Origin of the sequence: Ramlibacter tataouinensis, assembly GCF_027941915.1 — a bacterium.
Classification (GTDB): domain Bacteria; phylum Pseudomonadota; class Gammaproteobacteria; order Burkholderiales; family Burkholderiaceae_C; genus Ramlibacter; species Ramlibacter tataouinensis_C.
The window spans coordinates 3,989,636-4,012,053 of sequence record NZ_CP116009.1 but is presented as its reverse complement, the minus strand read 5'-3'; the positions used below and the strand labels follow the sequence as shown (position 1 = coordinate 4,012,053).

The 22,418-nt window shown below is 69.0% G+C and carries 22 protein-coding genes; 10 read left to right on the top strand and 12 right to left on the bottom strand.

Features of this window, described 5'->3' with window-relative positions; translation table 11 throughout:
- Positions 1–19: 19 nt before the first annotated feature.
- The 7 genes from PE066_RS19300 to PE066_RS19270 all read right to left on the bottom strand — a co-directional run bounded on the left by PE066_RS19300 (position 20) and on the right by PE066_RS19270 (position 8,373).
- Entirely contained in the window at positions 20–613 is a 594-nt protein-coding gene (locus PE066_RS19300) for a GspH/FimT family pseudopilin (protein WP_271234147.1), read from the bottom strand.
- Positions 614–763: 150 nt separating this feature from the next.
- Positions 764–5,260 carry a PilC/PilY family type IV pilus protein gene (locus PE066_RS19295; RefSeq protein ID WP_271234146.1) on the bottom strand — a complete coding sequence of 1,499 codons (4,497 nt, stop codon included), beginning with the start codon at positions 5,258–5,260 and terminating at the stop codon, positions 764–766.
- A gap of 31 nt (positions 5,261–5,291) precedes the next feature.
- Complete coding sequence (locus PE066_RS19290; protein WP_271234145.1) at positions 5,292–5,825, bottom strand: pilus assembly PilX family protein; 534 nt, start codon at positions 5,823–5,825, stop codon at positions 5,292–5,294.
- Complete coding sequence (locus tag PE066_RS19285; protein ID WP_271234144.1) at positions 5,822–6,898, bottom strand: PilW family protein; 1,077 nt, start codon at positions 6,896–6,898, stop codon at positions 5,822–5,824. Before PE066_RS19285 ends, PE066_RS19290 begins: the two co-directional genes overlap by 4 nt.
- A gap of 7 nt (positions 6,899–6,905) precedes the next feature.
- Complete coding sequence (pilV, locus tag PE066_RS19280) at positions 6,906–7,460, bottom strand: type IV pilus modification protein PilV (RefSeq protein ID WP_271234143.1); 555 nt, start codon at positions 7,458–7,460, stop codon at positions 6,906–6,908.
- Positions 7,457–7,936 carry a GspH/FimT family pseudopilin gene (locus PE066_RS19275; RefSeq protein WP_271234142.1) on the bottom strand — a complete coding sequence of 160 codons (480 nt, stop codon included), beginning with the start codon at positions 7,934–7,936 and terminating at the stop codon, positions 7,457–7,459. The genes pilV and PE066_RS19275 overlap by 4 nt, the downstream gene beginning before the upstream one ends.
- A complete protein-coding gene (locus PE066_RS19270) occupies positions 7,933–8,373 on the bottom strand; it encodes a type IV pilin protein (protein ID WP_271234141.1) in 441 nt (146 codons plus the stop codon). The genes PE066_RS19275 and PE066_RS19270 overlap by 4 nt, the downstream gene beginning before the upstream one ends.
- Positions 8,374–8,526: 153 nt before the next feature.
- On the opposite strand from PE066_RS19270, the gene ribD reads away from it, so the two are divergent.
- From ribD to tolA, 10 genes are all read left to right on the top strand, one after another.
- On the top strand, positions 8,527–9,612 hold the full coding sequence (gene ribD / locus PE066_RS19265; protein ID WP_271234140.1) for a bifunctional diaminohydroxyphosphoribosylaminopyrimidine deaminase/5-amino-6-(5-phosphoribosylamino)uracil reductase RibD: 1,086 nt from the start codon (positions 8,527–8,529) through the stop codon (positions 9,610–9,612).
- A gap of 24 nt (positions 9,613–9,636) precedes the next feature.
- Entirely contained in the window at positions 9,637–10,278 is a 642-nt protein-coding gene (locus PE066_RS19260) for a riboflavin synthase (protein ID WP_271234139.1), read from the top strand.
- On the top strand, positions 10,275–11,396 hold the full coding sequence (gene ribBA / locus PE066_RS19255) for a bifunctional 3,4-dihydroxy-2-butanone-4-phosphate synthase/GTP cyclohydrolase II (RefSeq protein ID WP_271234138.1): 1,122 nt from the start codon (positions 10,275–10,277) through the stop codon (positions 11,394–11,396). Before PE066_RS19260 ends, ribBA begins: the two co-directional genes overlap by 4 nt.
- Before the next feature lie 9 nt (positions 11,397–11,405).
- A complete protein-coding gene (gene ribH, locus PE066_RS19250; RefSeq protein WP_271234137.1) occupies positions 11,406–11,867 on the top strand; it encodes a 6,7-dimethyl-8-ribityllumazine synthase in 462 nt (153 codons plus the stop codon).
- A complete protein-coding gene (nusB, locus tag PE066_RS19245; protein WP_271234136.1) occupies positions 11,867–12,388 on the top strand; it encodes a transcription antitermination factor NusB in 522 nt (173 codons plus the stop codon). The genes ribH and nusB overlap by 1 nt, the downstream gene beginning before the upstream one ends.
- 64 nt (positions 12,389–12,452) lie before the next feature.
- Positions 12,453–13,637 (top strand): pyridoxal phosphate-dependent aminotransferase, encoded by a 1,185-nt coding sequence (locus PE066_RS19240; protein ID WP_271236618.1) that lies wholly within the window; start codon positions 12,453–12,455, stop codon positions 13,635–13,637.
- On the top strand, positions 13,637–14,047 hold the full coding sequence (gene ybgC / locus PE066_RS19235) for a tol-pal system-associated acyl-CoA thioesterase (RefSeq protein WP_271234135.1): 411 nt from the start codon (positions 13,637–13,639) through the stop codon (positions 14,045–14,047). The genes PE066_RS19240 and ybgC overlap by 1 nt, the downstream gene beginning before the upstream one ends.
- On the top strand, positions 14,044–14,736 hold the full coding sequence (gene tolQ / locus PE066_RS19230) for a protein TolQ (RefSeq protein ID WP_271234134.1): 693 nt from the start codon (positions 14,044–14,046) through the stop codon (positions 14,734–14,736). The genes ybgC and tolQ overlap by 4 nt, the downstream gene beginning before the upstream one ends.
- A 1-nt stretch (position 14,737) precedes the next feature.
- Entirely contained in the window at positions 14,738–15,163 is a 426-nt protein-coding gene (locus PE066_RS19225; protein WP_271234133.1) for a biopolymer transporter ExbD, read from the top strand.
- Between the two features lie 4 nt (positions 15,164–15,167).
- Positions 15,168–16,067 (top strand): cell envelope integrity protein TolA, encoded by a 900-nt coding sequence (gene tolA, locus PE066_RS19220; protein WP_271234132.1) that lies wholly within the window; start codon positions 15,168–15,170, stop codon positions 16,065–16,067.
- A 12-nt stretch (positions 16,068–16,079) separates the two neighbouring features.
- Here the strand turns inward: tolA and dnaE are convergent, their stop codons facing one another.
- The 5 genes from dnaE to PE066_RS19195 form a co-directional block, all read right to left on the bottom strand.
- Positions 16,080–19,595 (bottom strand): DNA polymerase III subunit alpha, encoded by a 3,516-nt coding sequence (gene dnaE, locus PE066_RS19215; protein ID WP_271234131.1) that lies wholly within the window; start codon positions 19,593–19,595, stop codon positions 16,080–16,082.
- Positions 19,596–19,673: 78 nt separating this feature from the next.
- Complete coding sequence (locus PE066_RS19210; protein WP_271234130.1) at positions 19,674–20,564, bottom strand: pirin family protein; 891 nt, start codon at positions 20,562–20,564, stop codon at positions 19,674–19,676.
- A gap of 4 nt (positions 20,565–20,568) precedes the next feature.
- Positions 20,569–21,129 carry a flavodoxin family protein gene (locus PE066_RS19205; RefSeq protein ID WP_271234129.1) on the bottom strand — a complete coding sequence of 187 codons (561 nt, stop codon included), beginning with the start codon at positions 21,127–21,129 and terminating at the stop codon, positions 20,569–20,571.
- Positions 21,130–21,159: 30 nt separating this feature from the next.
- Positions 21,160–21,609 (bottom strand): DoxX family protein, encoded by a 450-nt coding sequence (locus PE066_RS19200; RefSeq protein ID WP_271234128.1) that lies wholly within the window; start codon positions 21,607–21,609, stop codon positions 21,160–21,162.
- Positions 21,610–21,697: 88 nt separating this feature from the next.
- Positions 21,698–22,399: a pirin family protein gene (locus tag PE066_RS19195; protein WP_271234127.1), complete on the bottom strand. Its 702-nt coding sequence runs from the start codon at positions 22,397–22,399 to the stop codon at positions 21,698–21,700.
- Positions 22,400–22,418 lie beyond the last annotated feature (19 nt).

The following is a 22,418-nucleotide window of genomic DNA, read 5'->3' as shown; positions in this document are numbered from 1 at the left end:
GACGTTCCCGGGCTCCGGATCAGGCAGGACATCGGTCCAGCACCTTTCGCTGGGCACGGGCGCGACCCGAAGCGCTGAGGACGATCTGCCTGCCTTCGCTGCCTTCCATCGACGCATGGCACATCGTGATGGTGCCGGCCTGGAACGCGCCGCTGGCGAGTGCCGTGGCGCCTGAGGCGGTGAACGACACGTAGCGCGCGACATTCAGGTTGCCGCTCAGGCGCAAGCGCTGGTCCAGCGGTTGCGCGTGCAGCAGGACGTGCTCGCCGGCCTCACGCGTCCCGAGGCCGCCCGTGTCGTGGAAGACGATCCAGCCCTGCTCCCATCCACCGGTCGCGCTGCACGCCCTGCCATCGGCCGACTTGCACAGGGTCACGCGGCCGGCCCGCTTGACGGCCTCGCTTCGGGCAATGAGCAGGCTGGCGAAGAGGTCGTTGGCGGCTGACGTCAGCCGCACCGAGCGGGTCATGGCCGTCATGGCCGGCGCCGCAAGTCCGGCGAGCAGCGCGGTCAGCGCGATGGCGACGAGCAGTTCGACCAATGTGAAGCCGCGCGCCGCGATGGCACGGCGGCTCGCGACGCGAAGACCCAGGCGGCCGGCTGGACTGTCCACGGCCGGGAACGATAGTCACCCGGCGGGCCTCCAGCAGCAACGCAGTTCCCACGTTTCCTGTGAAGTAGTTCGGGGACTTGCGGGAACCGATTTCGAGAGGGGACCCGCGATCCGCCGGTCAGCGCAGCGCTGACCGGCCGCCGTGTCCCGCTACTTCTTGTACCAGTAGGTCCGGCGCAGCTTCTTGTCGATGGTGATGGCCGGCGGGGTGTTCTGCAGCGGCGAGCACTCGTTGCCCGTGCAGTTCATCGCACAACCGATGCAGAACTTCTCCTGAGTGGTGGTTTCCGTCCCATCCTCGTTCCTGGTCGTGACGTTGACCACGCCGCTGACCGAGCTGGGCGGCAAACCGCCGCCGGCCAGCACGCTGGACGTCTTGAAGGCCGTGAACGGATTGACGGCATAGCCCTTCGCCTCGCCCAGGTTGGCCGAGCAGGTGTTGGCCGGATCGATCGGTCGGTTCGTCGAGAAGAACACGATGCCGTTCACCACATTGGGCGCGTTGACTCCCTTTTCCCCTCGGGCGAAGGTGATGAAGAAACCCTTCTTGCTGTCCGAGTAGGTGAACTCGGAACTCGTCGCATCGTCGAGATCGGTCTTGGCGACGTTGACCGTCGGCGTCGGCGTCGGGCCGGCCGCGGTGCGGTCGATGAGCACGAAGAACTTGTCGGAGACGTTGTACGAGGCGTGCGTGCGCAGCGGATGCTCCCGGTCGCCAGAGGCAACCGACACCAGGTCGTAGGCGCCAGGCGTGCCCGCCTTGCCGATGGACAGGACGGCCGGCGGGAAGAAGATCTTGCGCGGGTTGCCGCTGGTGCAGGCGCCGGCGTCGCAGCCCAGCGCAGCCAGCCGCTCCACCTTCCAGTCCGCCTTGTCGGTCGAACTCACGTGGGCCCGCCAGATGTTGCCGCCCAGGTCGCCGAAGTACAACGTGTCGGTCAAGCCGTCGAAGTTGCGATCCACGAACGTGATGTCCGAAGCGATTGCATAGTTCATGTTGGCCACGTTCTTGCAGGTGGCGGAGGTCGTGCAACTGCGGGTGGCGCTCCAGATCAGCTCGCCGGTCTTCGCGTTGACGATGTAGATGCCGCGGCCCATGGTGTCTCCGGCCGGCGGTTCGCTGTCCTGGGCGGTGTCGTAGCCGGCTCCGAACACCAACACCGGGGTCGGCGGCGTATCAGGAGACGTCGTGCCGGGCAGGCCGTTGATCAGGGTCAGCCGGGGACGCGACCAGGTCTGCCCCAGTTCCTCGAAGCCGGCGTCGCCCGCCGAGATGCGCCACTTGACCTGCGGGCTGACCGGGTCCGACACGTCGATGGCATAGAGGAAGTTCCCGCCGCGCCGCATGGCGAGGTAGATGAAAGCCTCGTCGATCGTCTTGTCGGCCTTGAGCTTCTGGTAGACGCCGGTGGGGCCATCCACGTAGTAGTCCTTGGGCTGCGCATTGGGCAGCACCGTGCCCGTGAATCGCACCTCCGGCGTGTTCACGCGCAGCCGGTTCAGCGACGGGAAGTGCTCCGGCAGGATCAATCCCCACAGTTCGCCGCCGGCGGGCACCGAGCCGATCGCCTGGCTCTTGTTCGCATTGACGGCCCGGAACACCCCGTCGTTGGCGCCGTAGAAGGCGACCAGGCTTTCGGTGTTGCCGCCGTAGTTGAGCACCACGGGGCGCGAATGCAGCACGTCGCCGTGGATCGACGGGCGCACCTTCACGCTGCCGCCCGGGCCTTTTTCGTCGCCATAGTTGTCGGCGCCGCGCAGCCAGCGGATCAGGGTGTTCTTGTCGGGCGGGGTCGATCCGGAGTAGGCCTTCATGTTGCCGGTGGCCGAAGCGGCTGGGCTCAGGGGCACCGGTTCGTCGAAGGTCAGCTCCGAGCAGTCGGCTACGCTGCAGCTGACGGTCCAGGTCCGTGCCGCATAGGCCGACTCGTTCGCATACGAGGTGCCGAGCGGCGACAGCGTGACCCGGTCGCCGGTCGCGAAGACGTTGGCCGGCACCGACCGGACCCGGACGGTGTTGTTGGACGTGCCGACCCGGTCGATCCTGCCGGCGGCAATGCTGGCCGACGTGGCCGACGGCGGACCCGCCGTGATGGTCCCGCCCGCATCTCCGCTCGGCGGCGACACCGGCACGGTGTAGGTGAACTGGGAGCAGCCTGCAACGGTGCAGGTGATCGTCGCGTTGCTGATCACGTAACCCGACTCGTTGACGCCGCCGTTGTCCGTCTTCAGCGTGATGTTGACCGTCTTCTTGTCACCCGCGGCGCGGCCGAACAGGTAGGCGGTGGCCACCTGCGCCGCGGCGGTGGTGCCGGAACGCGTGAGAGCCGTGATCGGTTCCGGGGTCGTCGAAGCCTCAACGGAGCCGCAGGAAGCGTTACAGCTGGGGTTGCCGCTGGCGTTGATCTCAAACTGCTTGTCCGATCCAACCGAAACCACCGTCCAGGCTCCGGCAACGACGGAAGTGCCCGTGATGTTGATCTTCTGCCCCTGATGGAACCCGTGCGGGGCTGACGTGTCGACAAGGATCTTGCCGCCAGTCTTCGCTACCTTGCTGACGTTGATCGCGCTGGCCGGCGGAGCCACCACGATCTGGTAGCCGTTGGTCGCCGGCGAGGGGGGATTCTGTGACCGGGCGTAGGTGAAGCAGGCCAGGTCCGGGCAGGTGGCAACCGGGACGGCAACGACGTACTGGCCGTTGAAATCGTTCGGCACCGCGCCCTGGATGGCGATGGTGCTGCCGGCTGCGAACCCGTGCGGCAAGGACGTTCGCGCCGTCACCAGGCCCGTCGCGGCGTCGTAGCTGAGCGAACTCAGGGTCACCTGGCTCGCGGCATCCACCTTCGCCAGTGTGTAGGCGCCCTGCGCGGGACTTCTCGGATGGTCCGGCAGGCCCGAGATGGTGAAGGTGTTGCCGGCGCCGCTGACCGTCTGGGTGACGTTGTATTCGGGCTGGTCGGCGCCACTGATGGTGACGCTGGTCGGCGTCGTGAAACCGTGGTTCTCGGCCGTCGTCACCGTGGCGGTGGTCCCGTTGCGGACGATCGACGTGATACGCACGGCGCTGGAGGCGCCGAACGCCGCGGCCGAGATGCCAGCATTCCCGGTCGAGAAGGCATTGCTGGCGTCCGTGAGGCTGGCGACACAACCGCTTCCGCTGGGGCAGTAGGTGTACAGCCGGCGCGGATTGGTGCTGCTGTATTCCGCCGAACTGAAATCGGCGGTCAGGTTCTCGAGCCGCAACTGCTGCGCCACCCCTCCCTTCTCCACCACTTCGCCGTCCGGGGAGTCGTACCCACTCTGGGGAACCCCCTTGGGCTCGTTGACCCAGAACCCGCCTCCGTTGTCGGGCGCCGTGAGAGTGTTCTTGGAACTCCAGATGCTCACGGCGTTCGGGTCGATGAATCCGGTGCCCGACGAGCTGATCGCCTCGTGGCTGTTGGCATCACCCATCACGAACTTGCCAGAAGCATTCTTGACGAGCTGGTATTGCTTGAGGTTGCCCATCCAGCGCGGCAGGCCGGCCGGATCCGGCCGGAACATCCCCAGGAAGATCTGGTTCAGGTAGGTGCCATCGGCATTGACCGAGACGGGCAGGCTGGCCGACGAGAACACGCTGTTGACCGCCTGCACCTCGTTCAGGATCTTCATCAGGGCGGTGGCGATCTCCTCGTAGCTGGAGGTCGGGAAGTACTTGCCGCCGCCATGGCTGGCCATGCTGCTGAGCAGCGCGGGGTAGTCCGGCTTGCAACTCGGCCCGAGCAGGCCCACGGTATAGGTGGTGATGGACTGGGTGCTGTCGAACGCTGCGTACAGGTCCGTCCGGTTCATGTAGCGCGCCCACTCGTCGGCGAACAGGCCGGACGAATCGGTGTGGTTGCCCATGGTGTAGCTACCGCAGCTGAAGCTGCTGGTGCCATACGAGCGCGAGGGAATGGTGATCGGTGCCTTCAGCTCGGCGGTGATGCCGGGGGCCGTATTCAGCGCGGCCATGGGGGAGGCGCTGCCGCCGTCACCGGGCGAACCGGACGGCGTGAAGGCGTTGCCGACGAAGATCACGAAGTTCTTCTGGCACCCGGCAGGCGGCTGGACACTGGCATACGAACGCCCCGACAGCCCGGTGCGGCCGGCGTAGTAGGCCCAGGCCTCCTGCATGGCTGCGCCGGTGGCTTCGCCGTTGGCCTTGATGTAGCCGGGGCCCGCGCTGCCGGAGGTGCGCCAGGTCTTGACCCAGGTCAGGAAGGCCGCCTTGTTCGCCGCCGTCATCTCCGTCAGCGGCACCATCAAGCAGCCGCCGTTGGAGCCGCCGCAGTTCGCGCCGTTGATGTCGCGGATGTTGCCGGCGTTGTAGACCATCAGGCCGAGATTGACGGCCCCTGCCGGCAGGCTCGAGACGACGTTGTAGATGGCGCACTGCTCGACGCCCCCGGCCGTTCCGTTGAGGCTGGGAGCGGTGCCGTCCACGTAGGTGCAGTTCTCGGCCGACGCTTCGAAGTTGGCCGCGTTGTCCAGCACGAGCAGCACGTTCGGCGTGCCGGTCGTGGCGGCGCCGCCCACGTAGATGTCGACGTCTTCCGCACGCAGGCTGGCCGAATATCCCGACGCCAAAACCATCGCGGCAAGGATCAGGCCTTGCATTTTTTTCATGGCGATTTCCTCCGATTCGTGCGAAACGCGCTCAGGGACAGGTGACTTCGGCGCCGACGCGCACCGCCACCCCCTGCAACATGCTGACCTTGGCGTTGGACACCGCGTCATCGACCGAGGCCGTGACGTCCCACTGCTGGTTCTTGCAGGCCGTGGGCTGGGACGTCAGCTTGCCGTCGGGGCCGATCTGCTTTTCGCCGTCGCCGCCTTCGTAGCAGACCTGGTCCTCCGGTTCGGTCGTCAGCTCCCAGGACTTGATGTTGCGGGTCAGGATGCAGTCCGGCTTGGAGATGGCCACCGTGTACGTTCCGCCACCGGTGGAAACCGAGACGGCGGGCTGCGCCGCGATTTCGTCCACCTTCGGCGCGGCGTCGATCGCGGCCAGTGTCTGGTCGAGAGCGACCATGGCAGCCGCCGACGCCTCCGCTTCGGCCTGCGCGTTGCCGGCGATCTTCAGGTTGATATGGCCGAAGCGGACGGCCGAGACGACCAGCAGGGTCAGGATGACCAGCATGATCAGGCTGACCACCAGCGTGATGCCGGTTTGCGAGCGGCGGTTCGTCACAGCGGCCTCCGCGCACTCGGATTGACCAGCCGCACCGACTGGACGAAGACGTGGCGCCGGTAGGCATCGTTCGCCGCGGCGACGTTCCCGGCCACCCCGAGGACATAGCTCTTGGTGTCCTGGTGAGCCGGGGTGCGTTCGGTCGCGCGGGCCAGCAGGTGGATCTTCAGGCTCATGACATCCGCCCAGTTGTCCTTGGTGAAGGTCGAACCGGCGCTATCGGTTCCATCGGGCTGCCCGTCACCGCTGGTGTCGGTCCCGTAGTCGATCTGCATGTTCTCGATTCCCTCGGCGATGGTGATCGTGCAGGAGCCGCACGTCATGGACGCGGCGCCGCCCGAGACCGTCAACTCGACCCGCTTGAGCGTGGGAATCGGCGTACCGCCGTCGGCGCTGTCGCAGCTGCCGCTCTCCTCCACGCTGCACTTGCTGATGTAGTAGATGTGGACGGTGTACTTGCGCAGCGCGGCCAGGCTGGTGGCGACCTTGCGCTTGAGGACGAACGTGGCGGCATCCGTGGCCGGATCGGCGGCCGCCAGTACGTGGGTCAGGTTGGACGTCGTGTCCAGGCCGGTCTGCAGGTAGACCTGCCCCGGCTTGAGCTTGGTCAGGTCCATGGCACCGGCGGTTTCGATGGCGCTGGTGTCGGGATCGGCCTTGCGCACGACCAGGACGTCGGTGCCCGGCAGGTGGTTCTTGACGCAGGCGGCCACCTCCGGCGGCAGGGTGGCCGGTGCGTCATAGCCCTGCACGGCCAGGCCCATGGCCGTTTCCAGATTGGCCACCGCCGTGCTGCAGGGATCGGGCAGCGCGGCCGGCACGTCGGGCGCGGTACTGAGTTCGCCCCAGTACCCTGCCATCTGCACATCCTCGGCGAGCATGCGGATGGCATAGCGGCCGTTCTCGATCAACTTGCCCGAGCGGTCCACTTCGCCGCGGGTGGTGCTCTGGTTGGCGATCAACGCCGCCATCGCCGCCACCATCAGCATGCCGATGACGATGGCGACCATGAACTCGACCAGCGTCAGGCCGGCCTGCCGCCGGCCGCGCAGTGGAATGGATGATTCCGTCATGTCCCGCTCAGATTCCGAATTGCACCGTCACGCTGACGGCCCGGCGGAGCGCATCGCTGCTCCCGTACTCGCCCTGGCCGCACGTCACACCTGCCGGCGGTGCCGTGGTCGCCGACAGGCCCTGCCACGCCACGCTGACCTGGAACAGGTTGCTCGCATCCTTGGTGATGCAGCCGCGCGCACCCAGGATGCCGCCGACCTGGTCCGTGTTCGACAACTCGGCCGCGCCAAGCAGCAGGTCACGCCATTGCGTCAGGTCGTGCTCGCCCCGCGAGCCGCTGCCGCAGGCCGTGGGGATGGTCGTGTTGCCGGTGCCGAGGAAGCTGGCCAGAACGTAGCAGTCGGCCGCCGACCGGTTGGCTTTCAGGCGCGTCGCCATGTCCTGCACCAGCAGCAACGCCTGCACCCGCTGGTAGGACTCCAGCTGCGAGCGCTGGCTCTGGATCATCACGCCGACCAGGCCGAGCAGGCCCACCATCAGGATCACCAGGGACACCAGGACTTCGATCATGGTCGCGCCGCGCTGCGCGCGGGACCGGCGGTGCGTGCGCATCCTCGTCATGAACAGGTCCCCGTCTTGGATGTAGGAATGCCGGTCGTGTCGACCGCGACGCAACGGATGGTCTTGCCCGTGCCGGTGATCTCGAAGTAGGCCTTGGCCGTGGGGCGTCCGCTGGCGCCGAAGGTCAGGTTCGCGAGCGTCATCGCGGTGCCGGGGGCGGACTGCGGCGTGATCGCCAGGCCGGCCATCGGCGTCTGCTCGTGCAGCGTGGCGGCGCCGGCCTTGACCGTCCAGCCGCTGGTCCAGTCGTTGGCAGCCTTGGGCTCCAGCAGGATGGAGGCGTTGCGCTTGATGGCCTCGCTGCGCGCCAGCACGATCGAGGTCATCAGCTCATAGGACGCAGACCGGACCTTCTGGTTGGCAGTGAACGACTGCATCGCCGGCACGCCCAGCCCCATCATGATCACCAGGATGGTCAGGGTGACCAGCAGCTCGATCAGGGTGAACCCGCGCTGGCGCGGGTCGGCCGCTTTCATCGCCAGCAATTCGCGACCGCCGCCGGATCGCTGCTGACGGAAGTCCCCTTGGTGCCGGCCTGGGTGTAGGTCAGGTTGCCGCACTTGGGGTCGCTGCCGCCGCTGATCGTCGCGGTGATGGTGTAGGCGGGCGGCGCCGAGCCGCTGGCCGTCACCGTGACCGTATAGGCGCCCGCCACTTCGCCCGGCACGGCCAGGTTCACCGCACTCCATTCGGCCGGGGCACCGGTCGGGATTCCGAAATAGCTGCGCGAATTGAGCATGGCCTGCTCCTGCCGGCTCGCCACGGTGAGCATGAAACTCTGCACCGCCGATCGCTTGGCCCGCACCATGTGGTTGGTGTACGCCGGGTACGCCACCGACGCGAGGATGGCGATGATCGCCACCGTGATCATCAGTTCGATCAGGGTGAAACCCCGGGCTTTCCTCTCTGTCATGGGCCGTTCTCCTCCGGGCACTTCTTTCAGGCAGGCCGGAACATAGCGCGGCATCCCCGGGCTGCGACGCCCAGCCCGACAACCGGTCAACGCAGCCAGCCAAGTGGCTGCCGGCCGTTGGCGGACAATTCCGTGATGCCCGCTATCGACCCCATGCAACAAGCCCTGGCGCTGGCCCGGCGCTCGCTCGGCCTGTCCGAGCCCAACCCGCGGGTCGGCTGCGTGCTGGTGGCGCCGGACGGCGCGGTGATCGGCCAGGGCCACACCCAGGAGGCGGGCGGGCCGCACGCCGAGGTCATGGCGCTGCGCGACGCCGCCGCGGCCGGCCACGACGTCCGGGGCGCCACCGCCTACGTGACGCTGGAGCCCTGTGCCCACCAGGGCCGGACCGGGCCTTGCTGCGACGCCTTGATCGACGCGGGCATCGCCCGGGTGGTCGCGGCCACCGGCGACCCCAACCCGCTGGTGGGCGGCCGCGGCTTCGAGCGCCTGCGCGCCGCCGGCATCGAGGTCCAGGTCGGGCCGGGCGCCGAGCAGAGCCGTGAACTGAACATCGGCTTCTTCAGCCGCATGGAGCGCGGCATCCCCTGGGTGCGGCTGAAGGTGGCGGCCTCGCTGGATGGCCGCACGGCGCTGGACGACGGCCGCAGCCAGTGGATCACCGCAGAAGCCGCTCGCGCCGACGGCCACGCCTGGCGCGCCCGCGCCGGCGCCGTGCTCACCGGCATCGGCACCGTGCTGCAGGACGATCCGCTGCTGGACGCCCGGCTGGCTGGCGTTGCGCGCCAGCCGCCGCTGGCGCTGGTCGACAGCCGGCTGGAGGTGCCGCTCACCGCCCGCCTGTTCGGCCCCCAGCGCAGGCTCTGGATCTACACCGCGCAGCCGCCCTCCCCCAAGTGGCTGGAGCTGCAGGAGCGCGGCGCCAAGGTGGTCTCCCTGCCCGGACCGGGTGGCAAGGTCGACCTGGCGGCCGTGCTGCGCGACCTGGCGGCCCGCGACGTGAACGAGCTGCACGTGGAAGCCGGCCACAAGCTCAATGGCTCGCTGCTGCGCGAGGGACTGGTCGACGAGTTGCTGGTCTACCTGGCGCCCCGGCTGATCGGCCCGGGGCAGCCGATGGCGCATCTGGCTCCCCTGGCCAGCCTGGCCCAGGCCCTGCCGCTTCGGTTCACCTCGGTGGAAATGGTGGGCGAGGACCTCCGGGTGCTGGCACGGGTGACCGGGCGCGCCGGGGCCTGATCCATTCCCTGCGAAAATGCGGGGATGTTCACCGGAATCATCACCGGCGTGGGGCGCATCGCCGCCGTCCAGGACCTCGGCGCCAGCAGCCAGCATGGCAAGCGCATCACCGTCGAGGCGCCCGCCGGCTACCTCGGGGACGTGGGCCTGGGCGACAGCATCGCGCTCAACGGCGCCTGCATGACCGTCACGACGCTCGACCCCGACCGCTCCACTTTCAGCGTCGATGTCTCGGCCGAGTCGCTGGACAAGACCAGCGGCCTCGACCAGCCCGGCCCCGTCAACCTGGAAAAGGCCTTGCGCGCGCACGACCGGCTGGGCGGGCATATCGTCTCGGGCCACGTCGACGGCATCGGCCGCGTCAGCCGGTTCGAGCCGGTGGGCGAAAGCCATGAACTGCGCATCCTGGCCCCTGTCCCGCTGGGCAAGTACCTGGCCTACAAGGGATCGGTGGCCGTCAACGGCGTCAGCCTGACCGTCAACTCGGTGCAGGACCGCGACGACGGCTGCGAACTCAGCATCAACCTCATCCCCCATACCGTGCAGAACACCGCCTTGCATGCGCTGCGAACCGGCAGCCCCGTCAACCTCGAGATCGACCTGATCGCCCGCTACGTCGAGCGCATGCTCGGCGCCGGCGCCACCCAGGCGCAGGAGGCCGCATGACGACACCCGTCGCCACCATTGCCCCGGTCCAGGAGATCGTCGCCGAGCTGCAGGCCGGCCGGATGGTCATCCTGGTCGACGAGGAGGACCGCGAGAACGAAGGCGACCTGGTCCTGGCCGCCGACCACGTGACGCCCGAGGCGATCAACTTCATGGCCCGCTTCGGCCGCGGCCTGATCTGCCTGACCCTCACGCGCGGACACTGCGAGCGCCTGCGCCTGCCACCCATGGTGGCGCGCAACGGCACCAAGATGGGCACCGCGTTCACCGTCTCGATCGAGGCGGCCGAGGGCGTGACCACCGGCATTTCCGCCGCCGACCGCGCCCGCACCGTGCAGGCCGCCGTGGCCCCCGACGCCCGGCCGGAGGACCTGGTCCAGCCCGGCCACATCTTCCCGCTGCAGGCGGTGGACGGCGGCGTGCTCATGCGCGCCGGCCACACCGAAGCCGGTTGCGACCTCGCCGGCATGGCCGGCCTGACGCCGGCCGCCGTGATCTGCGAGATCATGAAGGACGACGGCACCATGGCGCGCCTGCCCGACCTGCAGGCGTTCGCCGCCGAACACGGCCTGAAGATCGGCACCATCGCCGACCTGATCGAGCACCGCAGCCGCACGGAGTCGCTGGTGCGCCAGGTCGGCTCGCGCGAGCTGGACACCCCCTGGGGCCGCTTCACCGTCCACGCCTGGAAGGACCAGCCCAGCCAGGGCCTGCACCTGGCGCTGGTGCTGGGCGAATGGGCGCCGCAGGAATCGATCCCGGTGCGCGTGCACGAGCCGATGTCGGTGCTGGACGCGCTGGAGGTGGGCCGCTCCATGCACTCCTGGAGCCTGGACGCGAGCCTCAAGCACATCGCTGGCGCCGGCAAGGGCGTGGCCGTCCTGCTCAATTGCGGCGAGTCGGCCGAGCAGCTGCTGGCCCAGTTCGAGGGCACGGCGCGCTCGGCGCAGGCGCCCGAGCGCGGCCGCATGGACCTGCGCACCTACGGCATCGGCGCGCAGATCCTGCGCGAGTGCGGCGTGCAGCGCATGACGCTGATGGGCAAGCCGCGCCGCCTGCCCAGCATGGCCGGCTACGGACTCGAAATCACCGGGCACCTGGTCCCGCAATCCCAGTAAGGACTTTTCATGTTTGGCGCTGACAAGGGCAAGGCCGACCGGCTGGACGGCAAGGGCCTGTGCATAGGCATCGTGCAGGCCCGCTTCAACGAGGGCATCACCAACGCGCTGGCGGATGCCTGCAAGGGCGAACTGGCCCGGCTGGGCGTGGAGCCCGGCGACGTCGACCACTTCTTCGTGCCCGGCGCGCTGGAGATCCCGGTGGCGCTGCAGGCGCTGGCCGAGAAGGGCCGCTACGACGCGCTGGTGGCGCTGGGCTGCGTGATCCGCGGCGAGACCTACCACTTCGAGCTGGTGGCCAACGAGTCGGCCGCTGGCGTGACCCGCGTGTCGCTGGACTACCAGTTGCCCGTGGCCAACGTCATCCTGACCACCGAGAACGTCGAGCAGGCCGTGGCGCGGCAGACCGAAAAAGGCGTGGATGCCGCGCGGGTGGTGGTCGAGATGGCCAACCTGCTGGACGCGATCTGATGGCCGGCGACGACCGCAGGATGCCGGCCCCGACGCCCGGCCGCACCGCCACCGGCGCGCGCAAGGCGTCGGCCAAGTCGGCGCGCAGCCGAGCGAGGGAATTCGCGCTGCAGGCCCTGTACCAGCACCTGGTCGGGCGCAACGACGCCGCTTCGGTCGACCAGTTCACCCGCGGGCTGGCGGGCTTCCACAAGGCCGATTCGGTGCACTACGACGCGCTGCTGCATGGCTGCATCGAGCAGGCGGCCGAACTCGACGCGATGGTCGTGCCGCTGCTGGACCGCAAGCTCGCCGAGATCTCGCCGATCGAGCACGCCGTGATGTGGATCGGCGCCTGGGAGTTCCAGCATGCGCTGGACGTGCCCTGGCGGGTGGTGATCAACGAGTGCATCGAGCTGGCCAAGGAATTCGGCGGCACCGACGGCCACAAGTACGTGAACGCGGTGCTGAACGGCCTCGCGCCCCAACTGCGCGCGACGGAAGTCGAGGCCGACCGCGCCAGCGGAAAGGCGCGCCCGTGAGCGCGCCGGGCCGCTCCCAAGCGCTCACCCCCGGAGCGCGCAGCGCAAAGGTCCTCCAATGACCCTGCGCATCGCCCGCCGCGCCGAGCGCATCGAGCCCTTCTACGTGATGGAGGTGGCCAAGGCCGCGTCCGATCTGGCGCGCGACGTGGCGCGCAGCGACCGCCCGATGGTGTTCCTGAACATCGGCGAGCCGGACTTCACCGCGCCGCCGCTGGTGCGCGAGGCCGCCGAGCGCGCCATCCGGGCCGGCGCCACCCAGTACACCCATGCCACCGGGTTGGATGCCCTGCGCGAGCGAATCAGCGGCTGGTACCGCCAGCGCTTCGGCCTCGACGTGCCGGCTGCGCGCATCGTGGTCACCGCTGGTGCCTCGGCGGCGCTGCAACTGGCCTGCCTGGCGCTGATCGAAGCCGGCGACCAGGTGCTGATGCCTGACCCCAGCTATCCCTGCAACCGCCACTTCGTGAGCGCCGCCGAGGGCGAGGCGGTGCTGGTGCCGACCACCGCGGCCGACCGCTTTCAGTTGTCGGCGGCCGCGGTCGAGGCGAACTGGAACGAGCGCACGCGCGGCGTGCTGCTGGCCTCGCCGTCCAACCCGACCGGCACCTCGATCGAGCCGGACGAACTCAAGCGCATCCACCAGGTGGTTCGCGCGCGCGGCGGCATCACCCTGATCGACGAGATCTACCTGGGCCTGAGCTACGAGGAGCGCTTCGGCCATTCGGCGCTGGCGCTGGGCGAGGACGTCATCAGCGTCAACAGCTTCTCCAAGTACTTCAACATGACCGGCTGGCGCCTGGGCTGGCTGGTCGCGCCGACTGAGCTGGTGCCGGTGCTCGAGCGGCTGGCGCAGAACCTGTTCATCTGCCCCAGCACGGTGGCGCAGCAGGCCGCGCTGGCCTGCTTCGAGCCGGACAGCATCGCGGAATACGAGCAGCGCCGCGCGCAGTTCAAGGCCCGGCGCGACTGGTTCATCCCGGCGCTGGACGAACTGGGGCTGCCGGTGCCGGTGGCGCCCGACGGCGCGTTCTATGCGTGGGCCGATTGCTCGCACTGGTGCCAGGCCCTGGGCGTGCCGGGCAGCTGGGAACTGGCTTTCCAGATCATGGACAAGGCCCATGTGGCGGTGACGCCCGGGCGCGACTTCGGCAGCGCCGACACCCGCCGCTTCATCCGCTTTTCCACGGCCAGCAGCATGGCGCAACTGGAGGAAGCGGTGCGGCGGCTGCGGGAGATGGCGCCCTGATGGCGGCACCTTTCAGCTGGCCGGTCCGGGTCTACTGGGAAGACACCGACGCCGGCGGCATCGTCTTCTACGCCAACTACCTGAAGTTCTTCGAGCGCGCCCGCACCGAGTGGCTGCGGGCGCTGGGCATCGGGCAGGCGCAACTGCGCGAGCGCACCGGCGGCATGTTCGTCGTCACCGAGACTTCGGTGCGCTACCTGCGCCCCGCCCGGCTGGACGATGAACTTCGCGTCACGGCCGAGCTCTCAGAAGCAGGCCGCGCATCCATGACCCTGCGACAGCAAGCTCTTCAGCACCCCGGCGGCGAGCTGCTCGCCGAGGGGACCATCCGCATCGGCTGGGTCGACGCAGCCACGCTACGGCCTGCCAGAATTCCGCCACCGATCCTGGAGGCACTGAACACACGATGAACCAAGACCTCTCGATCCTGCAACTGGTGCTGGGCGCCAGTTGGGTTGTCCAACTGGTGATGCTGCTGCTGGTGGTGGTGTCCGTCGCCAGCTGGGCGGCCATCTTCGGCAAGCTGTTCTCGCTGCGGCGCGTCAAGTCGCTCAACGAGGATTTCGAGCGCGACTTCTGGTCGGGCACCAGCCTGAACGAGCTGTTCGCCAACGCCGCCCAGAACGCGCGCCACGCCGGCCCGATGGAACGCATCTTCGCCAGCGGCATGCGCGAGTACCAGAAACTGCGCGAGCGCCGCATCCAGGACCCCGGCACGGTGCTCGACGGCGCCCGCCGCGCCATGCGCGCGAGCTACCAGCGCGAGGTCGATGCGGTCGAATCGCACCTGTCCTTCCTGGCCTCGGTCGGCTCGGTGTCGCCCTACGTCGGCCTGTTCGGCACCGTGTGGGGGATCATGCATGCCTTCACCGGGCTGGCCAGCCTGACCCAGGTGACGCTGGCCACGGTGGCGCCCGGCATCGCCGAGGCGCTGGTGGCCACCGCCATCGGCCTGTTCGCCGCCATTCCCGCCGTGGTGGCCTACAACCGCTTCGCGCGCGACATCGACCGCGTCGCCATCCGGCTGGAGACCTTCATCGAGGAGTTCTCCAACATCCTGCAACGCAACCTGAGCGCCGCCGTGGCGGCGCCCCACTGAGATGCCCGGCGTCTCCAGCCGCGGCCGCGGCCGCCGCACGATCAACGAGATCAACATGGTCCCGTTCATCGACGTCATGCTGGTGCTGCTGATCATCTTCATGGTCACGGCGCCGCTGATCACGCCCAGCCTGATCGACCTGCCCACCGTGGGCCGGGGCAACAAGCCGCCCGATCGCAAGCTGGAAGTGGTGGTCGGCAAGGACGAGAAACTGGTGCTCAAGTCCGGCGACGACTCGCGCAACCTGTCGCTGGCCGAGCTGGCCGCCTCCGTCGTCGCGGCCCAGGCCGGCCAGCCGCCCAACTCGGTGGCGGTGGTCATCAGCGCCGACCGCAGCGTGAAGTACGAGACCGTGGTCATGGTCATGGACACGCTGCAGAAAGCCGGCGTGCAGCGCGTGGGGCTGTCCGTCCAAGTGGTCCGATGAGTTGATGCAATCGAGCACCGAACGCCCCGAGTTCACCCCGCCGGCCGAAGGGGGCTGGCCGCGCGCCGTCGGGCTGGCCGTGCTGGCCCACGTGGTCCTGGTGCTGGCGCTGAGCCTGGGCCTGAAATGGAAGCACGACGACACCTCCGTCGCCGTCGAAGCCGAGCTGTGGGCCAGCACGCCGCAGCAAGCCGCACCCAAGCCGGTGGAGGCGCCGCCCCCACCCCCGCCCCAGCCCGCTCCTCCGCCGCCGGCGCCGGCGCCCGCCCCCGTGCAGCGCAACGCCGACATCGTGCTGCAGCAGGAAAAGGAACGGCAGGAACAGGAAAAGGCCAAGCGCGAGGCCGAAGCCGAGCGCCAGCGCCAGCTCGCCGCCGACAAGCGCAAGCGCGAAGAGGAAGCGCGGCGCAAGGAAGAGGCCGCCCGCAAGCAGCAGCAGGAACAGCAGCAACTGGCGGAGAAGCGCAAGCGCGAGGCCGAGGACAAGCGCAAGCAGGAACAGGCCCAAGCGCGCGTTAAGCAGGAAGAAGAACGCGTGGCCAAGCTGCGCGAGGAAAACCTGCGGCGCATCCAGGGCCTGGCCGGCGCCACCGGCCCGCGCGAGGCCACCGGCACCGCCCTGCGCAGCGCCGGCCCCTCGGGCGGCTACGCGGGCCGCATCCGCGCCGCGGTCAAGCCCAACATCGTCTTCAGCGACGACATCCCCGGCAACCCGACGGCGGTGGTGGAGGTGCGGCTGGCGCCCGACGGCACCATCGTCGGCAAGCGCATCACCCGCTCCAGCGGCTTCAAGAGCTGGGACGATGCGGTGCTGCGCGCGCTCGACCGCACCGAGGTGCTGCCGCGCGACGTCGATGGCCGCGTGGTGACGCCGATGGAACTGGTGTTCCGGCCGAACGATTGAGCGCGAGCCGCGCTACTCGTACACCACCTGCGCCCGCCCTTCGTCCGCCTGCGCCACCAGGCTGGCCAGGGCGGCGTCGCTGGGGAAGAACTTGCGCTCGTCCAGGCGCACCTTGTCCTCGGCGGTGAAGCCCGGGTAGACCAGTGACAGGCGAAGGCCCAGGCCGCGGTGCACCGTGTCGCCCTCCTCGGTCGTCACGGCCACGGCCGGGAACTGCGCCAGCAGCCGGTCCACCTGCGGCGGCGCGGCGCCGTTGCGGCGGTCCACCTGCACGCGCACGAACTTGCCGAAGCGGCAGCGCGCCGTCGGCAAGTCCCAGGCCTGCTGCACCGACAGCCGGAAGCCCCCGGAGAAGCGGTCCGGCTGCAGCCGCGCCTGCACGATCACCAGCTCGTCGTCCTTGAGCAGCCCGCGGCAGGCGTTGATCACCGCCTCGTCGGCCGTGGCCTCGAGGGTGCCGGACTTGTCGTCGAGCTTGAACAGCGCCAGCTTGCCGCGCTGGCCGTTGATCACCCGCAAGTCGCTGATGACGCCGGCCAGCAGCTGCGGCTCGCGGCTGTCGATCAGGTCGCCGATCGGCGTGCGCACGAAGCGCCGCACCTCCAGCGCGACCTCGTCGAACAGGTGACCCGAGAAGTAGAACCCGATGGCGGTCTTCTCCAGCGACAGGCGCTCGCGCACGCCCCACGGCATGGCCTCGACCAGGTCGGGCTCCTGGGTGCTGGCGCCGTGCCCGCCGCCCATGTCGAACAGCCCGCCCTGGTTGGCATTGGCCTCGGCGGCGGCGGCGAAGTCGAAGGCGCGGTCGATCGACGCGACCAGCGCCGCACGGTTCAGCTGCAATGAATCGAATGCGCCGGCCTTGATCAAGGCCTCGACGGTGCGCTTGTTGATGCGGGTGCGGTCCACCCGCACGCAGAAGTCGTACAGGCTCGTGAAGGGTCCGCCCTCCTCGCGCGCCCGCACGATCGCCTCGATGGCGAGCTGGCCGGTGCCCTTGACGGCGCCCAGGCCGTAGCGGATGACCTTGTCGGAGATCGGCTCGAAGCGGTAGCGGCCGCGATTGACGTCCGGCGGCTCGAACGTCAGGCCGAAATTCTTGACCGCGTCCTCGAACAGCACCTTGAGCTTGTCGGTGTTGTCCATTTCCACGGTCATGTTGGCGCAGAAGAACTCCGCCGTGTAGTGCACCTTCAGCCAGCCGGTGTGGTAGGCCAGCAGCGAGTAGGCGGCGGCGTGCGACTTGTTGAAGCCGTAGCCGGCGAACTTCTCCATCAGGTCGAAGATCTCGTCGGCCTTGTCCTGCGAGATGCCGTTCTTCGCCGCGCCGGTGCGGAACAGCTCGCGGTGCTGCGCCATCTCTTCGGGCTTCTTCTTGCCCATGGCGCGGCGCAGCAGGTCGGCGCCGCCCAGCGTGTAGCCGCCCAGGATCTGCGCCGTCTGCATCACCTGCTCCTGGTAGACCATGATCCCGTAGGTCTCGGAGAGCATGTCGGCCACCAGCGGGTGCGGGTACTGGACCTCCTCGCGGCCGTGCTTGCGCGCCACGAAGCTGGGGATCAGGTCCATCGGGCCGGGGCGGTACAGCGCGTTCAGCGCGATCAGGTCCTCCAGGCGCGTGGGGCGGGCGTCGCGCAGCATGCCCTGCATGCCGCGCGATTCGAACTGGAACACCGCCTCGGTCTTGCCGTCGGCGAACAGCCGGTAGGTGGCGGCATCGTCCAGCGGCACCTTCTCGAACGCGAAGTCCTCGCGGCCCTTGTGGCGGGCGCGGATGAACTCCTTGGCGATCTCCAGGATGGTGAGCGTGGCCAGCCCCAGGAAGTCGAACTTGACCAGGCCGGCGGCCTCGACGTCGTCCTTGTCGTACTGGCTCACCGCCGACTCGCTGCCCGGCTGCTGGTACAGCGGCGTGAAGTCGGTCAGCTTGCCCGGTGCGATCAGCACGCCGCCGGCGTGCATGCCGATGTTGCGCGTCATGCCTTCGAGCTTCTGGGCCAGCTCGACCAGGGTGCGCACGTCCTCTTCCTTGCGCACCCGCTCGGCCAGCTGCGGCTCCATCTCGATGGCGTAGTTGTTCTTGTCGCCCTCGCGCTTGGGCTCGGGCGGGTACTGCAGCGTCACCGACATGCCCGGCTTGTTCGGGATCAGCTTGCTGATGCCGTCGCAGAAGGTGTAGCTCATGTCGAGCACGCGGCCGACGTCGCGGATCGCGGCGCGCGCGGCCATGGTGCCGAAGGTGGCGATCTGGCTGACGGCGTCGCGGCCGTACTTGTCCTTGACGTACTCGATCACCCGGTCGCGGTTGCTCTGGCAGAAGTCAATGTCGAAGTCCGGCATCGACACCCGCTCCGGGTTGAGGAAGCGCTCGAACAGCAGGTTGTACTGCAGCGGATCGAGGTCGGTGATCTTCAGCGCGTAGGCCACCAGCGAGCCGGCGCCCGAGCCCCGGCCCGGCCCGACCGGGCAGCCGTTGTTCTTGGCCCAGTTGATGAAGTCGCCCACGATCAGGAAGTAGCCGGGGAACCCCATCTTCAGGATGGTGCCGATCTCGAACTCCAGCCGCTCGACGTAGCGCGGCGTCTCCTTCTCGCGCTTGGCCGCATCCGGGTAGAGCTGCACCAGCCGCTCCTTCAGGCCCTCGTGCGAGGCGAGGCGGAAGTACTCCTCGATCGGCATGCCGTCCGGCGTCGGGAAGTTGGGCAGCCGCGGTTTGCCCAGGTCCAGCACCAGGTTGCAGCGCCGGGCGATCTCCTGCGTGTTGGCCAGCGCCGAGGGCACGTCGGCGAACAGCGCCTCCATCTCGGCCGCGGACTTGAAATACTGCTCGCGCGTGAACTTGCGCACGCGCCGCGGGTTGCCCAGGATCTCGCCCTCGGCGATGCACACGCGCGCTTCGTGCGCCTCGTAGTCATCGGGGGTGGTGAACTGCACCGGGTGCGTGGCCACCACGGGCAGGTGCAGGTTGGCCGCCAGCTGCACCGCGGCGGCGACCTGCGCCTCGTCCTCGGGGCGGCCGGCGCGCTGCAACTCCAGGTAGAAGCGGTGCGGGAAGATCGAGGCCAGCTCGAGCGCCGCCTGGCTGGCCCGCGCGGTGTCGCCCTGCACCAGCGCCTGCCCCACCGGGCCGGCGTGGGCGCCGGACAGCACGATCAGGCCCTCGCCCAGTTCGCGCAGCCACTCCAGCTTGCACACGCCCTGGTTGCGCACCACGTTGCGGGTCCAGGCGCGCGCCAGCAGCTCGCACAGGTTCAGGTAGCCGGTGCGGCTCTGCACCAGCACCAGCAGGCGCGACAACGCATTGCCGTCGGTGCCCAGGCCCTGCAGCAGCAGCTCGGCGCCGACCAGCGGCTTGACGCCGGCGCCGCGCGCGGCCTTGTAGAACTTGATGGCCCCGAACAGGTTGTTCAGGTCGGTGATCGCCAGCGCCGGCTGCCCGTCCCGGGCCGCTGCCTGCACGATGTCATCGATCCGGTTGGTGCCATCGACGACGGAGAATTCGGTGTGCAGGCGCAGATGGACGAACATGCGGTCGATTTTAGGGAAGGCGAGACATGTCTCCGCTCCCCCTGGTCATTCCCGCCAGCACGGAGGATGGCGAATCCCTCAGGACATCGGCTCGGCCGGCGCGAACCGGGTGGGCGGCAGCGGGATGAACTCCGTCTCCCCCGGCACCGGATCGAACCGCTGCGCGGCCCACTCGTCGCTGGCCTGCACGATGCGCTCCTTGCGGCTGGACACGAAGTTCCAGTACATGAAGCGGTGCCCCAGCGGCTCGCCCCCGATGACGACCAGGCGCGCCGGCCCGGCAGCCGACACGCGGGCCTTGCGCCCCGGCGCCAGCACCCGCAGCACATGCGCCGCCATGGGCTCGGCGTCCAGCCGCAACTCGCCGGCGATTGGGTACACCGCCCGTTCCGGCGCCAGCGGCGGCAGCTCGAACTCGCCGCCGGCCGGCAGGTCGATGTCGAGATAGACCGTGGGCGACAGCGTCGGCACCGGCGAGCGCTGCCCGAACGCCTCGCCCACCAGCACACGCACCTGGGCCGGCCCGAACGCCACCCGCGGGATCGCGTCCGCCGGCGTATGCGAGAACGCCGGTTCCGCTTCCTCGTGGCTCTCGGGCAGGCCGACCCACAACTGCAGCCCGTGGTTGACGTAGGTCCGCTCGCGCAGGTGCTCCGGCTTGCGCTCCGAGTGCGCGATGCCGCGCCCCGCGGTCATCCAGTTGACCGCGCCGGGCTCGATCAGCTGCACGCTGCCCAGGCTGTCGCGGTGCATCATCGCGCCCTCGAACAGGTAGGTGACGGTGGCCAGCCCGATGTGCGGGTGCGGCCGCACGTCGTGGTTCTCGCCCGGTTGCTCGGTGACCGGGCCGAAATGGTCGAAGAAGATGAAGGGGCCGACGCTGCGCCGGCGAAAGGCCGGCAGCAGGCGCCGCACGATGAACCCACCCCCGATGTCCTTTTCGCGCCCGGCGATGGCTTCGGCTTCCATGCTTTCAACCCTCCCGGCTCCAGCGCGCGGCCGCCTGGGCCACGCGCTGGCCGAACTCGAATGCGAACTTCAGGTCGCCTTCGGCCATCTCGGCCGCCGAGGCGTCGATGGGCGAGGTGGCGGTGGCGCCGCTCCACACGCCGGCCCAGTTGAGGTCGTCGCGGCGCGACGCCCTGGCATTGGCCGGCGCCATGCCGGTGCCCACCCACACGCCGCCGTGCTGCATGGCCAGCGTGAAGAAGTAGGTGAGCGTGCTGGTCTTGTCGCCGATGACGCTGGCGCTGCTGGTGAAGCCGGCGAACAGCTTGTCGCGCCAGGCCATGGCGAACCAGGCCTTGGAGGTCGCGTCGGCGAACTTCTTGAACTGCCAGCTCGGCCCGCCCATGTAGGTGGGCGAGCCGAACACGATGGCATCGGCGGCCTGCAGTTCGTCCCATGCGCCTTCGGGCAGGTTGCCGTCGGCATCGATCGCGATCAGCCGCGCCCCGGCGCCGTCGGCCACCGCCTGCGCCTGGCGCTGCGTGTGGCCGTAGCCGGAGTGATAGATGACCACGATCCCGGGCATGGGATGGCGGGGCCGCAGGCGGCCCGGCGATCAGTCGCGGCGGCGACCTTCGAAACTGAAGCGCCCGGGGCCGAAGGCGAAGAACGCCAGCAAGCCGCCGCTGATGGCCATGTTCTTGCCGAACATGAGCTGCTGCACCATCTGCTGGTCGGCCGGCAGCGCCCAGTAGTTGTGGAAGAAGAAGGCCGCCACCGCGGTGAAGATCGCCAGCGCAAGCGCGGCCCAGCGGGTACCGATGCCCACCAGCAGCATCAGGCCGCCGATCAGCTCGATGGCCAGGGCGATGGCAACGCCGACTTCCGGCAGCGGCAGGCCAGCCGAGGTGGCGTAGCCGACCGTGCCGCCGAAGCCGCCGATCTTGCCCCAGCCGGCCGGCACGAACATCCAGGCCAGCAGGATGCGGCCCAGCAGCGCGGCGCTGTCATAGACGGGGTTCTGGACGAGGGTGGCACTGCGCCCGTCGTGGGTCAGGGTGGCCATGGTGATTTCCTTTCTTGCAGGTTGAACTAGTGGGCAACCCGCCCACGACAGGCCGGCGGCAGGCAACGGGCCTGCCATCCGGTTTTCCTCAAGGCGCCAGGTCGAACACCAGCACCTCGGCCTGGCGGCCCTGGCGCAGCTGGACGACCGGCTCCTGGTCGAGCATCAGAGCATCGCCCGCCTTCAGCGGCTTGCCGTTGGCTTCGATCTCGCCGCGCACCATGTGCACGTAGGCCTTGCGGCCTGCCGGAAGTTCCAGCGTCGCGGCCTCGTCGGCGTCGAAGAGCCCGGCGTAGACGCGGGCGTCGGCATGGACCTTCACCGAGCCTTGGGCCGAATCGGGCGACGCGACGAGGCGCAGCTGCCCGCGCTTGTCGGCCTCGGTGAAGGTCTTCTGCTCGTAGCTGGGCGGGATGCCGGTGACGTTGGGCTCGATCCAGATCTGCAGGAAGTGCGTGACCTGCTGCGGCGCGTGGTTGAACTCGCTGTGCATCACGCCGGTGCCGGCGCTCATGCGCTGGACGTCGCCCGGCGGGATACCCTTGACGTTGCCCATGCTGTCCTTGTGCGCCAGGTTGCCCTCGAGCACGTAGCTGATGATCTCCATGTCGCGGTGCCCGTGCGTGCCGAAGCCGGTGCCGGGGGCGATGCGGTCCTCGTTGATCACGCGCAGGTTGCCCCAGCCCATGTGCTCGGGGTCGTAGTAGTTCGCGAACGAAAAGCTGTGGTGCGAATCGAGCCAGCCATGGTTGGCATGGCCTCGATCCTGCGAACGGCGGACGGTCAGCATGGCTTGCTCCTGTAGCTTG

What these genes read in the sequence shown, in the direction of transcription:
- ribH (WP_271234137.1), top strand. Translation starts at nt 11,406, where the DNA reads ATGTTTGGCGCTGACAAGGGCAAGGCCGACCGGCTGGACGGCAAGGGC.
- PE066_RS19275 (WP_271234142.1), bottom strand. Translation starts at nt 7,936, where the DNA reads ATGAAAGCGGCCGACCCGCGCCAGCGCGGGTTCACCCTGATCGAGCTG.
- nusB (WP_271234136.1), top strand. Translation starts at nt 11,867, where the DNA reads ATGGCCGGCGACGACCGCAGGATGCCGGCCCCGACGCCCGGCCGCACC.
- pilV (WP_271234143.1), bottom strand. Translation starts at nt 7,460, where the DNA reads ATGACGAGGATGCGCACGCACCGCCGGTCCCGCGCGCAGCGCGGCGCG.
- dnaE (WP_271234131.1), bottom strand. Translation starts at nt 19,595, where the DNA reads ATGTTCGTCCATCTGCGCCTGCACACCGAATTCTCCGTCGTCGATGGC.
- ribD (WP_271234140.1), top strand. Translation starts at nt 8,527, where the DNA reads ATGCAACAAGCCCTGGCGCTGGCCCGGCGCTCGCTCGGCCTGTCCGAG.
- PE066_RS19210 (WP_271234130.1), bottom strand. Translation starts at nt 20,564, where the DNA reads ATGGAAGCCGAAGCCATCGCCGGGCGCGAAAAGGACATCGGGGGTGGG.
- PE066_RS19195 (WP_271234127.1), bottom strand. Translation starts at nt 22,399, where the DNA reads ATGCTGACCGTCCGCCGTTCGCAGGATCGAGGCCATGCCAACCATGGC.
- PE066_RS19270 (WP_271234141.1), bottom strand. Translation starts at nt 8,373, where the DNA reads ATGACAGAGAGGAAAGCCCGGGGTTTCACCCTGATCGAACTGATGATC.
- tolQ (WP_271234134.1), top strand. Translation starts at nt 14,044, where the DNA reads ATGAACCAAGACCTCTCGATCCTGCAACTGGTGCTGGGCGCCAGTTGG.
- PE066_RS19205 (WP_271234129.1), bottom strand. Translation starts at nt 21,129, where the DNA reads ATGCCCGGGATCGTGGTCATCTATCACTCCGGCTACGGCCACACGCAG.
- PE066_RS19200 (WP_271234128.1), bottom strand. Translation starts at nt 21,609, where the DNA reads ATGGCCACCCTGACCCACGACGGGCGCAGTGCCACCCTCGTCCAGAAC.
- tolA (WP_271234132.1), top strand. Translation starts at nt 15,168, where the DNA reads ATGCAATCGAGCACCGAACGCCCCGAGTTCACCCCGCCGGCCGAAGGG.
- PE066_RS19295 (WP_271234146.1), bottom strand. Translation starts at nt 5,260, where the DNA reads ATGAAAAAAATGCAAGGCCTGATCCTTGCCGCGATGGTTTTGGCGTCG.
- ybgC (WP_271234135.1), top strand. Translation starts at nt 13,637, where the DNA reads ATGGCGGCACCTTTCAGCTGGCCGGTCCGGGTCTACTGGGAAGACACC.
- PE066_RS19260 (WP_271234139.1), top strand. Translation starts at nt 9,637, where the DNA reads ATGTTCACCGGAATCATCACCGGCGTGGGGCGCATCGCCGCCGTCCAG.
- ribBA (WP_271234138.1), top strand. Translation starts at nt 10,275, where the DNA reads ATGACGACACCCGTCGCCACCATTGCCCCGGTCCAGGAGATCGTCGCC.
- PE066_RS19225 (WP_271234133.1), top strand. Translation starts at nt 14,738, where the DNA reads ATGCCCGGCGTCTCCAGCCGCGGCCGCGGCCGCCGCACGATCAACGAG.
- PE066_RS19285 (WP_271234144.1), bottom strand. Translation starts at nt 6,898, where the DNA reads ATGACGGAATCATCCATTCCACTGCGCGGCCGGCGGCAGGCCGGCCTG.